We start from the raw sequence: 13,844 nt of genomic DNA on the forward strand, positions 1-13,844 counted from the left end.
TTGGACGAGCTCGCCCGGCTGGTGCGCGACGAGGGTGCGCGGGTCCTCGCCACCCTCGTCCGCCTCACCGGCAGCCTCGAACTGGCCGAGGACGCCACCCAGGACGCGATCGAGCGCGCCCTGCTGACGTGGCCGCGCGACGGCGTGCCGTACAACCCGCGCGCCTGGCTGATCGTCACCGCGAGGCACCGCGCCGTCGACCTGATCCGCCGCGAGGCCCAGCGCCCGGCGAAGGAGGCCCTGGCCATGCTGCCCGAGGACCAGGTCGCCCCCGACACCGACCTGCTGAGCCTGATCTTCACCTGCTGCCACCCCGCGCTGTCCCTGGACGCGCAGGTGGCGCTCGCGCTGCGCACCCTCGGCGGCCTCGCCACGGACGAGGTCGCCCGGGCGCTGCTCGTGCCCGAGCCCACGATGGCCAAGCGCCTGACCAGGGCGCGGCAGAAGATCCAGAATGCGCGGATACCGTACCGCGTGCCGCCCGACGCCGACCTGCCGGAACGCCTGAACGGGGTGGCGGCGACGGTGTACCTGATCTTCAACAAGGCCTACGACGACCTGCGGGGTGCGCGCCTGGCCGGCGAGGCGGTCCGCCTCGGCCGGATGCTGGCCGGGCTCATGCCCGACGAGCCGACCGCGCTCGGCCTCCTGGCGTTACTGCTGTTGCAGGACTCGCGCCGCGCCGCCCGCCTGGACGCCTCCGGCCGCCTCGTGCTCCTGCCCGACCAGGACCGCTCCCGCTGGGACCGGGCCGCGATCCGGGAGGGCGTGACGATTCTCGGCACCGCCCTGCGCCGCAGCCCCGTCCGCCCGGACCGCTACGCCGTGCAGGCGGCGATCGCGGCCTGCCACGCGCTGGCGCCGACCTACGCGGAGACCGCCTGGGATGCGGTGATCTCGTGGTACGACGTGCTGCTGACCGTCCAGGACACCCCCGTCGTGCGCCTCAACCGGGCCGCCGCCGTCGCGGAGCGGGACGGCCCGTCGGCCGGGCTGGCGCTGGTTTCCCGGCTTTCGGGCCTTGAGTCGTACCCGTGGTGGCACGCGACCCGGGCCGAGCTCCTGTCCCGTCTCGGTGACGTGCCCGCGGCGCGCGCGGCGTACTGCGCGGCCCTCGCCCTGGAGCTCAGCGCGCCCCAGCGCTCGCACCTCGAGTCGCGCCTGGCCGAGCTGTAGCACGTCAGGGCCGTTTCAGCGCCGCGTCAGCGGCGATCATCATCGTGCATGTCATGGCTCCCTCAGCGTTACAACCGCCGGACGCGATCGTCGACCGCCTGCCGGTCCTGGACCTGCTCAACCAGCTCCCACCCCGCCGCCGCGCGGTCCTGGTGCTGCGCTACTGCTGCGACATGTCGATCGAGCAGACCGCGCGCGCCCTGGGCTGCAGCACCGGCACGGTGAAATCGCAGTCCGCCCGCGCCTTGGCCACCCTGCGTGATCGGCTCGTCCACGCCGGGTTGTAGGGGCGGTTTTTTGTCGTACCCTGCTGCGAAGATGCCGGCATGTTCTTCGTGTCGCACGGCAGCGGGACGCCCGTCCTCGCGATCCATGGTTGGACGCCGGACCACCGGCTCATGCTCGGGTGCCTGGAGCCGTTGTTCTCCCGCCTCTCCGACGACTACCGGCGGTTCTATCCGGACCTGCCCGGGATGGGACGCTCCCCCGCCGGGCCGGAGGTCGCGTCGTCGGACGACATGCTGGCGGCGCTGGACGCCTTCATCGCCGAGCACATCGGGTCCGCGCCGTTTCTGCTGATCGGCGAGTCCTATGGCGGGTACATGGCCCGGGGACTGGCTCGGCTTCGCCGCTCGCAGGTCCTCGGGCTGGCGCTGATCTGCCCGACCGGCGTCGCCGTCGAGCATGCGACGCGCACCGTGCCCGGCCACGCGGCCCTGGTCGTCGAGCCCGGGCTGGAGTCTGCCGATCCCGAGTTCCTGGAGATGGCGGTCGTGCGGACTCGGGAGACGCTGCGGCGGTTCGAGGAGGAGATCCAGCCCGGGCTGGAGGCGGCCGATGTGGATGCGATGGCGCGGATCCGGCAGCGGTGGGTGCTGTCGACGGCGCCGGAGACCGGGCCGGCGTTCGATCGCCCGACGTTGATCCTGACCGGCCGCCAGGATGCGACGGTGGGCTACGAGGACCAGTACGCGTTGTTGCCGCACTATCCGCGGGCCACGTACGCGATCCTGGACGCGGCCGGCCACAACCTGCAGATCGAACGGCCGCCACTGTTCGACGCCCTGTTCATCGACTGGTTGGAGCGCTGCGTGACGTCCTGAGATTACCCGCCGCAACGATGGTTGACTCTGCGCGATCGTCCTGGCCGGGGATTTGGTCGGGTCGTGTAGCGTCGTGGATAAGCGGTCCGCCACGGCCGAGGCGTCCCGTTCGCTGCTCGACGATGGCGCACGAGCCGTTCGCCAATCAGCGGAGCCGGCCTTGCAGTTGCGGCGTTCGCCCGCGCGGTCGACGGCCTTGCAGCTGCGGCGGTCGGCCCGCCTCGCCCCTGGCTCCGTTGGGCCCGCCTCGGCCCCTGGGTCCGCGTCGAGGAGGGCGAAGTCCGGCGCGCTCGCGAGGCGGGTGGTGCGGGGTGGTGCTCGCGAGGCAGGCGACGCGACGCGGTGGGTGCAACGCAGGCGACGCTGGCCGGCGCAGTGCGATGCCGCGCCGACGAGGCGGGCGGTGCCGTGCGGTGTTGGCGAGGCGGGCGGGGCGGGGTCGCGGTGGTGGGTTTACAGGCGGCGAGGGAGGCCGAAGTACGGGAGCAGGGCGTTGTCGATGAAGCGGGTGAAGGCGCTCACCTTCGTGTCGGTGACGGTCAGGACCAGCACGCCGTGGGCGTGGGCGATCGGGGCGCCGTCGTCGCTGACGTAGCAGCCGTAGGCGGGCTGGTAGTTGGCCGACGTCGGGATCAGGCTGTAGCGGCGGTGGCCGGAGCGGAAGCCGATGTTGCGCATGAAGGTCGCGATGGCCTCGTGGCCCTGGTACTCCAGCTCGGCGGGGGGCATCGTCAGCCAGGCGTCATCGGTCAGGAGCTGGACCATGGCGTCCACGTCGCCGGCCTCGATGGCCGTGGCGAAAGCGGCCGCTGCCTGGCGCTGGCGTGGCGAAGGGGGTGGGGAGCCGGGCTGCGGGAAGTCGGCGGACCTCGCGCGGCGGAGCAGGGCGTTTGCGGCGTCTTCCGTCATGTCCAGCAGCGACGCCGCCTCGGCGGCGCGGTAGCCGAGGACGTCGCGTAGCAGGAGCACGGCGCGCTGGCGGGGTGGGAGGGACTGCACCGCGGCGACGAACGCCAAAGACACAGCCTCGCGGCGTTCGTAGCGGGCCTCGGGACCGGGGGTGTCGTCGGGCAGGCCGGACAGCAGGGTGTCCGGGATCGGCTGGAGCCAGATCGGGTCGACGCGGCGCGTCGGCTCGGGCGGCTCCACGCCCGGTGGGAACGTTGTGACCGTCCGGGGGCGGCGCTCGCCGTCGCGCAGCCAGTTCAGGCAGCGGTTCGTGGCGATGCGGTACAGCCACGTGCGCAGCGAAGCGCGCTCGCCGAAACCGGACAGGCCGCGCCACGCGGCGGTCAGGGTCTCCTGCAGGACGTCCTCGGCGTCCTGGACGGAGCCGAGCATCCGGTAGCAGTGCACGTACAGCTCGCGGCGGAACGGCTCGACCAGCTCGGCGAACGCGGTGTTGTCGCCCTCGCGGGCCCTCGACAATGCGGTCATCACGTCCATGGTGACACCGGCGCGACCAGAAAACGGTCGCGGCCGTGTCTAACCGGGGCATGAGTCAAACTTCCGTTACGCAGCGCTGGGTGCTGGGGTTGTCGGCGGCCGCGTCGTTCATGGTCATTCTGGACATGCTGGTCGTGGCGACGGCGTTGAGCACGATTCAGCGCGATCTCGGGGCCTCGCTCGAGGACCTCGAGTGGACCGTCAACGCCTACACGTTGAGCTTCGCCTGTCTCATCCTCACCGGGGCGGCGCTCGGGGACCGGCTCGGGCGGCGGGCGGTGTTCGCGGCTGGGCTGGCGATGTTCAGTCTGGCCTCGGTGGCGTGTGCGCTGGCGCCCTCGGTGGGGACGCTGATCGCGGCGCGCGCCGTCCAAGGGGCCGGGGCGGCGCTCGTCATGCCGCTGGCGCTGGCGCTGCTGAACGCGGCGTTCCCGCCCGAGCGGCGCGGGTGGGCGCTGGGCGTGTACGGCGGGGTCACCGGGCTCGCCGCGACCGTCGGGCCGGTGGTCGGCGGGGCGATCACGCAGGGGATCGCGTGGCAGTGGATCTTCTGGATCAACGTGCCGATCGGGCTGCTGGCGATTCCGCCGCTGCTGGCGCGCACGCCGGAGAGCCGTGGGGTCCGGGCGCCGCTGGACCTGCCGGGGCTGCTGCTGTCGGGCGTTGCGGCGCTCGGGATCGTGTGGGCGCTGGTCCGCGGGAACGCGGCCGGGTGGGGGTCCGCGCAGACGCTGGTGCCGCTCGGCGCCGGGATCGCGGCGGGCGTCGGGTTCGTCCTGCGGGAGCGGGTGGCGACGGCGGCGATGCTGCCGTTGCGGCTGTTCCGGTCCCGGCCGTTCGCCGGGGGGAACGTCGTCATCTTCTTTGCCAACGCGGCGCTGCTCGGGGCCATCTTCTTCACGGCGCAGTGTTTCCAGGTGTCGTACCACCACGGCGCCTTCGTCGCGGGCCTGTGGCTGCTGCCCTTCGGGGTGGCGCCGTTGCTGGTCGGGCCGCGGGCGGGTGCCCTGGCGGACCGGTTCGGCGAGCGGTCGCTCATCGTCGTCGGGGCGCTGTGCCTCGCCGCGGGGATGGGGTGGACCGGGGTGGTGGCCGCCGGCGGCGGCTCCTACCTGGCGCTGGTCGTGCCGCTGACGCTCGGCGGGCTCGGGATCGCGCTGACGATCCCGGCGGCGACGCGGGCCGTCGTCAGCCGGGTCGCGCCGGCGGAGATGGCGAAGGCCGGCGGGACGTTCAGCACGCTGCGGCAGCTGGGCGGGGCGTTCGGGGTGGCGGTGCTCGGCGCCGTCTTCTCGGCGGCGGGCGGCACGTTCGGCGGCGGGTTCCGCTCGGCGATGCTCGTCGCCGCGGCGCTCGCGCTGGTGGCGAGCGCCGCGGGCGCGCTGTCGCTGCAGGGCCGGCCCCGGCCCGAGACCGCGCACCAGTCGGCGCAGCGGGTGACGGCCTGAAACCCGCTACGCGAAGGCCGGTGGCGAGCGCCGTGGGCGCGCTGTCGCTGCAGGGCCGGCCCCGGCCTGAGACCGCGCACCAGCCCGCGCAGCGGGTGACGGCCTGAAACCCGCTACGCGAAGGCCGGCTCCGCCTTGAACCGCGGGTCGAGGCGCACGGTGGGCAGCAGGCGGCGCAGCGCCTGGCGGAGCAGGCTCAGCGGGTGGTCGGGGAACATGGCGTCGTACTGCGGGTCGTCGCCCATGTGGAACGGCAGCCCACCCGTGGCGTCCGGCGCGTACGGGGACGGGACGAAGTACCGGTCGGGGCCGAGCCGGTCCGCGACGACCGCCTCCCGCAGGCCGGTCATGCCCTGCTCGGGCGCCTGCAGCTTCAGCACGGTGCTGCAGGTCGCCCGGGGCACGGTGTACGAGCCGAGGAAGACCTGGCCGTGGCCCTGCCAGTGCGGGACCTTCACAATCTGGCGCACGGCGGGCAGGCCGTCGACCGGCTCGACGACGGCCTCGATGAGCCCGGCGCCGGCCTCCGCGGCTTGCCGGGCCAGCGCCGCCTGCAGTTCCGGCAACCGCTCCAGCGGCGCGGGCAGGTCCGGCGGGAGGTCGAAGTAGTGCAGCGTGAGCCCGATGCCGTTGTCGTCGAGCCAGGCGAGCTGGTCCACCTGCTGGAAACCGTTGAGGTCGAGCTGCGTGATCGGCGTCCCCGTCATGGCGAGACATTCTCGCCGATGATCTTCGGCGCGCGACGCAGGGGGCCGGGGCGCCCACCGGTTAGCACGGCCCGCCAGGCGCATCAGGGCCGGGGCGAGCACGCCGCGGATGAGGGTGGCGTCGACAACGACGGCCAGGGCCATGCCGACGCCGGTGCTGTACCGCTACTTGAGCCCGCTGAGCCCCTCCGCCGACACGGTGTAGGCGATCTCCGCGGCGGCGGGGTCCCGGGCGAGCCCGGCGACGGCCGCGCCGATCACCTCCGGGGTCACCACGGGTCCCAGCTTGGCCGTGAACTCGGCGAGGTCGATGCCCTGCCGCCCCGCGTACGCCGCCGCGCCGGCGTTGCCGACCGCGGTGCCCGGCGACAGGCCCGGCAGCAGGGCCACGAACCGGATGCCGAGGCCGGCGCGGGCGGCCTCCTCGTCGGCGTAGCGCGCCAGGAAGCGCACCATCGCCTTCGCACCCGCGTAGCCGCCGCTCAGTGGCGACCCGCCGAGCGCGGCGCCGCTGGACACGGCCACCACCAGGCTGCCGGGGCGCAGCGGTTGGCGCAGCGCCGCCCGGCACCACTCGAACGCCTGCCGGGCGTCGACCTCCCACGGCCGCGTGAACGTCTCCCAGGTCTGCTCGGGCAGGGCGGCGGTGTGCGGTACCGCGCCCGCGTTCAACACGAGGACCGAAGGCACGTGCTCGGCGATGACCTTCTCGGCCACCCCCGGCTCAGCCGCGTCCGCGACGACGTCGGCCTGTTCGCCGCGCGCGACGGTGACGACGCGGTACCCGGCGGCGCCGAGCGCGCCGGCGATGCCGCGCCCGAACCCGCGGGTGCCCCCGGTGACGACGGCTGTGCGCTCAGACATGACTCCCCCTGCTCAGGTTGAAGGTGGTGAACAGCGCCGGATCGTTGAACGACACGATCCGCGCGATGCCTTGCCCGGTGACGGTGACGGCCTGCACGGCATGCGGGATTTCGCCGTGGTACACCGCGAAGCCCGGCCCGCCGTTGACGGTGACGGCCTCGAGGCGGGTGCGACCGAGCGCGGGGAACACGACACGGGTCAGGAACTCCCCGACCGTGTCCCGCCCGGCGAACCACGACAGGTGCGGCGGCATCTCCAGGGCGACGTCGGCGCGCAGGACCTTGAGCAGCCCGTCCACGTCGGCGTCGGCGAAGGCGCGGGCGTACCCGTCGAGCAGGCGCCGCTGCGCCTGCCCCGGCGGCGGCTCGCGCAGCGAGTCCTCGTCGGGCTCGGCGCGCCGCAGCCGCTCCCGCGCCCTCGCGAGCAGGCTGTGCACCGCGTCCGTCGAGGTGTCCAGCAGGTCGGCGACCTCGCTCGCGCGCCAGCCGAGGACGTCGCGCAGCAGCAGCACCGCGCGCTGCGTCGCCGGCAGGTGCTGCAGCGCCGCGACGAGCGCCAGTCGCACGCTCCCCCGCCCCGCGACCACGGCGGCGGGGTCCTCGCCCTCCCCGGCGACCCCGCCGGCGAACGGCGTCACCCACGCCACCTCAGGCCCGGCCAGCGGCGGCGGCCGCCAGGTGTCCCCGCCGGGCGCCCCGAGCCCCGCCGGCAGGTCCCGCCGCCGCCGGGCCAGCGCCGTGAGACACACGTTGGTGGCGATCCGGTACAGCCAGACGCGCACCGACGAGCGCCCGGCGAAGTCCCGGAACCCGCGCCAGGCGCGCAGGTAGGCCTCCTGCACGAGATCCTTGGCATCCTGGGCGGAGCCGGACATGCGGTAGCAGTGCACGGTGAGCTCGCGCCGGAAGGGCTCGGTGAGCCGGGCGAACTCGTCCTCATCGGTTACCAGGCGCTCGGCCCGGCCAACAACGGTCACCCACGTGTAGACCCCGCGCACCGCCGAAAGTCGTCGCGGGCGCCAGCATTCGGCGACGGCGAACGCGCGCCTCGGCGGCATCTACGCGCTCGAGATCATCGCGCGCACGTCGGCCGCCGACCGGGATACCGTCACCGACCTGCTCAGCGCCTACGTCGTTCGGCACGGCCAGGTTGCGGCCGAGCGGCGGGAGGACTGGCTCGCGGCCCGGCACGCGGCCGGCGACGAGGCACGGCGGCGGGCCGCGGGTCATCCGGCCGGCGAGCCGCTCGGCACCCACGCCCCCGACCTGCACGCGGCGATCAAGGTGCTCGCCCGGCGCCGTCCCAAGGCGGGTGAGGTACTCCACCTGAGTCGCCTCGACGCCGCCGGCGGTCGTCTGCAGTTCGCCCGGCTCGCCGGGGTGCCCACACGGTGCACCGGCTGGAGCCACATCTGCCTATCAAAGTCAGATGCGCATCCTCACCGACGCCGGCGGACATCGAGTGGGGCATGGCCGCCGACGGGATCACGAAGGTCCCGGCCGCTCACACCCGCTTGGGTACGTAGGCGAGCGCTTCGGGTCGTGCCGGGCCAGGTGGCGCCGAGGGTGAGCACGGCCGGTAGGCCGGCGAGTGCGACCAGCCAGCAGGACAGCAGGCGGTAGACCACGACGACCGCGGCGGCTGCTGTGCCGTCGGCGCCGACGGCCACCAAGGATGCCAGCAGGCTTGCCTCGACCAGGCCGGCGCCGCCGGCGACGAGAGGGATCTGGCGGACGAGCAGGCCCGCGAGGTAGGCGCCGATCATGGCGACGATGCCGGTGTCGAGTCGGTATGCGGCGGCGACCGCGGCCAGGCAGGCCAGGTCGAACATCCGGCGGGCGACCGCCGCGCCAGCCGAGAACACCCAATCTCGCCTCGGCAGCGAAACGCATGCCCGGGTCGTGTCCCAGCCGAAGGCGACGATGAGGCGCCTCCATCGACCCGACGAACCTGCAGTGTGCTGTTCGTCGGCGTGCGGCCGGGGTTCAACCGGCGCGGTGAGCACGGTGACATTGCGTGAGACGAGCGTCCGACGGCCGGCCAGCACAACGGTCACACACAGCACCGCCAGAGCGACGGCCAGTAACGGCAGGTCGGCGGTGTCCAGGCGGTCCAGTCCGGCCACGGCGATCCAGCCGAGGTAGACCAGCACGACCGCGGCGCTGGCCTGCAGGCTCGTCAGCGCGGCGGTGGCGAGGGCCGCCGCGTTGGTCGCGCCGTGGGCCAGGAACTGGCGCACCGCGAATGTCGTAGACACTGCCCCGCCGGCCGGCATCGCCGTGGACAGCGTGGTACGCGCGAGGGACAGCCCGACCGCGCGGGACCGGCTCATGGCGCCGCCGAGCGCGGTGAGCAGCCGGCGCTGCTGCAGGGCATACATCACGACCGAGCCGACTTCGAACAGCACCGCCAGCGCCAGCCACCACCACCGGGCGGCCGTCAGCATCTCCAGCACGATGCCCGGATCCGGCAGCGACCGGCGCAGCAGTACCAACGCGAGCGTCACCGCTGCGACGGTGACGGCGAAAGCCACCCAGCGACGCCACATCCGCACGGCCGGTGCGCGCGACGCCGACGCGGGCGTCACGGCCAGCGAGCGAACGAGGTCACTGTGCATACACGTAGGGTGCGGCAGCGACATGAGAACCCGCTGAACGCTGTACGGCCGGTGGAGGACGACACACCGTCCTGCCTCAATTGCTGGTGCGTGACGAGAACCTTCGCGCTGCTTGCGGGCCTTGAGGGTCTTGTCTCGTGTGGTCGTTTTGCCGACGTCGTGGTGGGTGGCGCGTCGCCGGCTCTTCGACCTTGGCGGTCGGCCTGGTGCCGATTTTGAACCTGTGCCGGTGCTGGGCGCATCACCTGGGTGGAGCCCACGAGGGAGGCGGCTGTTGCGCACCGAGCAGGAGCACGAGTACGTCGAGTATGTCCAGTCCCGGTTGTCGTCGCTGCGGCGGACCGCATACCTGGTGCTGGGCGACGGCCACCGGGCTGACGACGCGGTGCAGGACGCCCTGACCGTTCTGTATCGGCGGTGGGGGCGGCTCACCGACGTGGCGAGCATGGATGCGTACGTGCACACCATGGTGGTGAGAGCCTGCCTGACGTACCAGCGGCGTAGTTGGTCCCGGGTTTTGCTTCGCGGTGATCCGCCGGACTCGGTGGTCGAGTCGGGCAGCGGCCGGGTCGACGATCGGCTGGTGATCCGGGAAGCACTGGGCCGTCTGCCGGTACGGCAAAGGATGACGGTGATCCTGCGGTACCTGTGCGACCTGCCGGTCTCCGACGTCGCCCAGGTGCTCGGCTGTTCCGAGGGGACCGTCAAGAGTCGCAGCCATCACGGGCTGCGGGCCCTGCGGGCTGTCCTCGGCGAGCGCGCACCCGCGTCGGTTCCCGCCACCATCGCAGCGCACCTAAGGGGACAGGCATGATCGAGGACACTTTGCGCCGCTACGCCCGGCAGGACCTACCTCCGTCCGGGCTCCAGGCCGCAGATGTGCTGGTCGAGGCTCGACGCCGGAATCGACGCAGGGCCCGGCTCGTGGGTGCCGCGGCGGGCGCGGCGGTGCTGGCCACGTTCGGCGCCGCCGCGGTGGTGCGGACGGTCGCCACCACGCCGATCACGGCTGCCGGGACAGGCTGCGTGGTCGAACAGCTGGACATCCCGGCCGGTACCACCGGTGGAGTGGTGGCCAACGGGATCGACCCGTCCGGCCGGTACGTGATCGGGCTGGCCGGAACCCGGGCCGCGCCGCAGGCGGTGCTGTGGACCGGCGGAACGGTGAGAGTACTGCCGGGGGCGTTCGCTCCCCAGGCGGTCAACGCTGCCGGGCTGGTCGTCGGCTTCACCGGCCCGACTCGGGTTCAATATGGCGACGAGAAGCACCAGCGCCCTGCCGTGTACGACGGCACCCGGCTTGTCCCGCTGCCGCTGCCCGACGGCGGGCTCGGCGGCGTCGCGTACGCGGTGAACACCCACGGTGACGTGCTCGGTACCGTGGTCCGCGCGGACGGGTCGTCGGCAGCGGTTCGCTGGCGCACCACCGGAACCGTCGCGATCGTCTCGACCGTCGCGGGGGCATCCGGACTAGGTCTCAACGACGACGGCGTGGCTGTCGGTTTCGGCGTGCCGCTCCCCCACGCGCTGCGCTGGTCCGCGGACGGCGTCACGACCGCGCTGCCGGTACCGACCGGGGCGGACTCCGCCACCGCGTTGGCTGCCGCGGGTGACTGGGCGGTCGGCGACGCAGAGCTGCCCCCGACCGGCAACAAGGATGACCTGATGGCCCGGGCGGCGGTGCGGTGGAACCTGCGGACCGGCGCCGTCGAGCTGATCTCCGGCATCGGCGGACGCCGAGTCAGTGCGTCCGGAACGGTCGCCGGCACCACCAGCACCGATGCGCCGGCGCTGTGGCGCAACGGCCGGATCTTCGCGCTGCCCCTGCCGCCGGGCGGCACCCCGTACAGCAGTTCCGTGTCCGGCATCACCGCTGACGGGCACAGCCTGGTCGGCGGCGTCGAAGTATCGGCAGGCGCCATCTCCACGTCGGGGCCAGCCGGCGACCCGGTGGCCAGCGACCGGACGGTGCCGGTCGTCTGGCGTGGCTGCTGACCGGCGCCAAGGTGGCGGCAATGCGGGGCCGGCAAACCGGGAGTCCGTCGAACGGATCGTACGACCGCAACAGCCGACCGAGATCACGTGCGCGCACATGCCGCACAGCGCGCGTCGCGTGCGCGCTATGCCCGATCTCGCCGGTGGCAGTGATGGCGCCCGGGGGCCGGTAGCCGGGAATGCGGTGGCGGGCGGAGGGAGGGTGCGGCAGATTTCGCGCTGTGATCAAGCTACGTGTGCTCAGCCCCGACGATTGGCAGGTCTGGCGGAGGTTGAGGCTTGCGGCCTTGGCGGAGGCGCCGTACGCATTCGGTTCGCGGTTGGCTGACTGGCAGGGCGAGGGCGACCGTGCCGAGCGGTGGCGCGACCGGCTGGCGCTGCCCGGTTCGTATAACGTCGTCGCCCTGCTGGACGAACAGCCTGTTGGGATGGCAAGCGGTGTGCCCGCCGATGAGCCGGGCGTGGTCGAGCTGATCTCGATGTGGGTCAGTCCGCCGGCTCGGGGCCGCGGCGTCGGCGATCGGTTGATCCAAGGGGTCGAGGAATGGGCTAGGCAGGGGCAGGCCAAGGTTCTGCGGCTGTCCGTCATGCAAGGCAACGAGGCTGCCGAGAGGCTCTACCGGCGTTGTGGGTTCGTCGGCACCGGAGTCCTGGGTGACGTCATGCCCGATGGAGTTCGCCACGAAGACGTCATGGAAAAGACGCTTGGCTGAATGCCGGCCGGAGGCGAACGCTACGTCACCATCATTGCCGAGCACGCTTCTGGCCGCGACGAGGGCGCGCCCACCGTCACCGACCGATGCCGGCTCCAGCGGGTCGCGGTGGACACGTGAGACATCAGGTGCGACGCGAATGTTCAGCATCAGCCGGGACCGGAAAGCCTAGCGGGATAGGCTCCGCTACATGGCGTCGATTGAGGACGGGCTGCGCAGGGTCAGAGAGATTGCCGAGCGGGAGCACTGGCTTGCCGTTGTCGTGACCGTGCGCGGCGATGGGGAGCCGTCCACGTCCGTGGTCAACGCCGGCATCCTCCCCCATCCGCGGGACGGGGAGCCGGTGCTCGGGATCGTCTCGCAGCCGAGCGCCGCGCGGCTGGCCAACCTGAGGCATCGGAGCCGCGCGACGCTCGTGTTCCGCGGTGGGTGGGAGTGGGTGTCGGTGAGCGGGGCCGCCGAGGTGATCGGGCCCGGGGACGTCGACGCGGAGCAGCTGCGGCTGCTGTTGCGGGAGATCTACCACGCGGCCGGCGGGGTGCATCCCGATCTCGAGGAGTACGACCGGGTGATGGCCGCCGAAGGGCGAGTGGCGATCCTCGTGCGGCCCGAGCGGGTTGCCGGGGTCTAGGGGTACGTCCTCAGGTCGATGCCCGTTGCGAACTTGTCCGTGGCCTTGAGCAGCATCTTCAGCAGCCACGGGGAGCGGAACGTCCAGTTGCGCATCGCGATGCGGGCCCGGGTGCCGGGGGCCAGGAAAGGGCCGGCGCTGCCCTGGCGGGCGATCTTCGCGTAGCCGCGGAAGGCGGCCTCGTACGCGGCGAAACCGGCGCGGTGCTCGCCGCCGGCGGCGTGGAGCTCGCCCGCGAGCACGTAGGCGCCGACGACGGCCAGGCCGGTGCCGAAGCCGCCCAGGGTGTTGCCGTAGGCCGAGTCGCCGAGCAGGGCGACGCGGCCCTTGGCGTACGTGGGGACCTCCGAGCGGCTGAGGGAGTCCAGGTAGATGTCGGTCGCGGTGTCCAGGCCGGACATGAGCTCGGGGATGCGCCAGTTGCCGCCGCGGTAGGCCTCGCGCAGGACGGCCTTCTGGGCGTCGGGGTCGTAGCGGTCGTACCGCAGCTCCGGCGAGGCGAACACGAAGAACGCGGGGGCCTTCGGGCCGCCGAGCGCGACCATGCGGCCGGGCTCGTTGTACATGACCGGCTCGCCCTCGGCGCCGAGCTCGACGAGGGCGTAGTAGTGGCCGAGGAACTTGACGTAGTCGGGCTCGGGGCCGTAGGCGAGGCGGCGGACGTTGGAGTGGATGCCGTCGGCGCCGACGACGATGTCGAACGTGCGCGGGGCCGACCCGGCGAACGTCACGTGGACGCCGCCCGGGGTGTCGGTCAGCGACGTGATGGTGTCGCCGAAGAGGTACTCGCAGTCGGCCGCGGTGCGCTCGTAGAGCAGGCGGGACAGGTCGCCGCGGCGGATCTCGATCTCGCCGCCGGTGAACTCGCCGGGGATGACGGCGAGGCCGCGGCCCGTGGCGTCGATGATGGTCTGGTCGTGGCCGCCGGTCTGCAGGGCGCGCACGTCGTCGAGGATGCCCATCCGGGACAGGACGGTGCGGTGGGTCTCGCCCTTGAAGTCGACCGCCTGGCCGCCGCCGCGCAGCTCGGTGGCGCGCTCGACGACGGTGACGGTGCAGCCGTACCGGGCGAGCCAGAAGGCGAGAGCGGGGCCGGCGATGCTGGCGCCGGAGATGAGGACCGTCGTGTTCTTCATGGCCTGAA

The 13,844-nt window shown here is 72.9% G+C and carries 14 protein-coding genes; 8 read left to right on the forward strand and 6 right to left on the reverse strand.

Annotated elements, in window-relative coordinates:
• The 3 genes from ABD901_RS49125 to ABD901_RS49135 are packed head-to-tail and all read left to right on the forward strand — an operon-like array spanning window position 1 to window position 2,279.
• Complete coding sequence (locus tag ABD901_RS49125; protein ID WP_345139782.1) at window positions 1-1,176, forward strand: RNA polymerase sigma factor; 1,176 nt, start codon at window positions 1-3, stop codon at window positions 1,174-1,176.
• Window positions 1,177-1,229: 53 nt separating this feature from the next.
• The gene (locus ABD901_RS49130) at window positions 1,230-1,463 is read left to right on the forward strand and encodes a sigma-70 family RNA polymerase sigma factor (RefSeq protein ID WP_345139785.1); all 234 of its coding nucleotides are present in this window, start codon (window positions 1,230-1,232) and stop codon (window positions 1,461-1,463) included.
• Window positions 1,464-1,502: 39 nt separating this feature from the next.
• Window positions 1,503-2,279 (forward strand): alpha/beta fold hydrolase, encoded by a 777-nt coding sequence (locus tag ABD901_RS49135; protein WP_345139788.1) that lies wholly within the window; start codon window positions 1,503-1,505, stop codon window positions 2,277-2,279.
• A 453-nt stretch (window positions 2,280-2,732) separates the two neighbouring features.
• Here the strand turns inward: ABD901_RS49135 and ABD901_RS49140 are convergent, their stop codons facing one another.
• Window positions 2,733-3,716: an RNA polymerase subunit sigma-70 gene (locus tag ABD901_RS49140; RefSeq protein WP_345139791.1), complete on the reverse strand. Its 984-nt coding sequence runs from the start codon at window positions 3,714-3,716 to the stop codon at window positions 2,733-2,735.
• Window positions 3,717-3,775: 59 nt separating this feature from the next.
• Here ABD901_RS49140 and ABD901_RS49145 point away from each other — a divergent pair, with 59 nt between their 5' ends.
• Window positions 3,776-5,173, forward strand: a complete 1,398-nt coding sequence (locus tag ABD901_RS49145; protein WP_345139796.1) for a DHA2 family efflux MFS transporter permease subunit — start codon at window positions 3,776-3,778, stop codon at window positions 5,171-5,173.
• A 113-nt stretch (window positions 5,174-5,286) separates the two neighbouring features.
• Here ABD901_RS49145 and ABD901_RS49150 read toward each other — a convergent pair whose 3' ends face one another.
• The 4 genes from ABD901_RS49150 to ABD901_RS49165 form a co-directional block, all read right to left on the reverse strand.
• Window positions 5,287-5,880 (reverse strand): hypothetical protein, encoded by a 594-nt coding sequence (locus tag ABD901_RS49150; RefSeq protein ID WP_345139798.1) that lies wholly within the window; start codon window positions 5,878-5,880, stop codon window positions 5,287-5,289.
• A gap of 165 nt (window positions 5,881-6,045) precedes the next feature.
• A complete protein-coding gene (locus tag ABD901_RS49155; RefSeq protein ID WP_345139801.1) occupies window positions 6,046-6,744 on the reverse strand; it encodes an SDR family NAD(P)-dependent oxidoreductase in 699 nt (232 codons plus the stop codon).
• Window positions 6,737-7,720: an RNA polymerase subunit sigma-70 gene (locus ABD901_RS49160; RefSeq protein ID WP_345139804.1), complete on the reverse strand. Its 984-nt coding sequence runs from the start codon at window positions 7,718-7,720 to the stop codon at window positions 6,737-6,739. Before ABD901_RS49160 ends, ABD901_RS49155 begins: the two co-directional genes overlap by 8 nt.
• Before the next feature lie 462 nt (window positions 7,721-8,182).
• Window positions 8,183-9,361: a flippase-like domain-containing protein gene (locus ABD901_RS49165; protein WP_345139807.1), complete on the reverse strand. Its 1,179-nt coding sequence runs from the start codon at window positions 9,359-9,361 to the stop codon at window positions 8,183-8,185.
• A 274-nt stretch (window positions 9,362-9,635) separates the two neighbouring features.
• On the opposite strand from ABD901_RS49165, the gene ABD901_RS49170 reads away from it, so the two are divergent.
• The 4 genes from ABD901_RS49170 (at window position 9,636) to ABD901_RS49185 (ending at window position 12,700) form a co-directional block, all read left to right on the forward strand.
• The gene (locus ABD901_RS49170) at window positions 9,636-10,175 is read left to right on the forward strand and encodes a SigE family RNA polymerase sigma factor (protein WP_345139810.1); all 540 of its coding nucleotides are present in this window, start codon (window positions 9,636-9,638) and stop codon (window positions 10,173-10,175) included.
• Complete coding sequence (locus tag ABD901_RS49175) at window positions 10,172-11,356, forward strand: hypothetical protein (protein WP_345139813.1); 1,185 nt, start codon at window positions 10,172-10,174, stop codon at window positions 11,354-11,356. Before ABD901_RS49170 ends, ABD901_RS49175 begins: the two co-directional genes overlap by 4 nt.
• Window positions 11,357-11,577: 221 nt before the next feature.
• On the forward strand, window positions 11,578-12,069 hold the full coding sequence (locus tag ABD901_RS49180) for a GNAT family N-acetyltransferase (RefSeq protein WP_345139815.1): 492 nt from the start codon (window positions 11,578-11,580) through the stop codon (window positions 12,067-12,069).
• A 190-nt stretch (window positions 12,070-12,259) separates the two neighbouring features.
• Window positions 12,260-12,700, forward strand: a complete 441-nt coding sequence (locus ABD901_RS49185) for a TIGR03618 family F420-dependent PPOX class oxidoreductase (protein WP_345139819.1) — start codon at window positions 12,260-12,262, stop codon at window positions 12,698-12,700.
• Here ABD901_RS49185 and ABD901_RS49190 read toward each other — a convergent pair.
• Window positions 12,697-13,836, reverse strand: coding sequence for an FAD-dependent monooxygenase (locus ABD901_RS49190; RefSeq protein ID WP_345139822.1), 1,140 nt, complete (start codon window positions 13,834-13,836; stop codon window positions 12,697-12,699). The genes ABD901_RS49185 and ABD901_RS49190 overlap by 4 nt on opposite strands.
• Between the last annotated feature and the right edge of the window lie 8 nt (window positions 13,837-13,844).

The sequence above is a fragment of the Dactylosporangium darangshiense genome, assembly GCF_039537565.1.
In the GTDB taxonomy this organism is placed as follows: domain Bacteria; phylum Actinomycetota; class Actinomycetes; order Mycobacteriales; family Micromonosporaceae; genus Dactylosporangium; species Dactylosporangium darangshiense.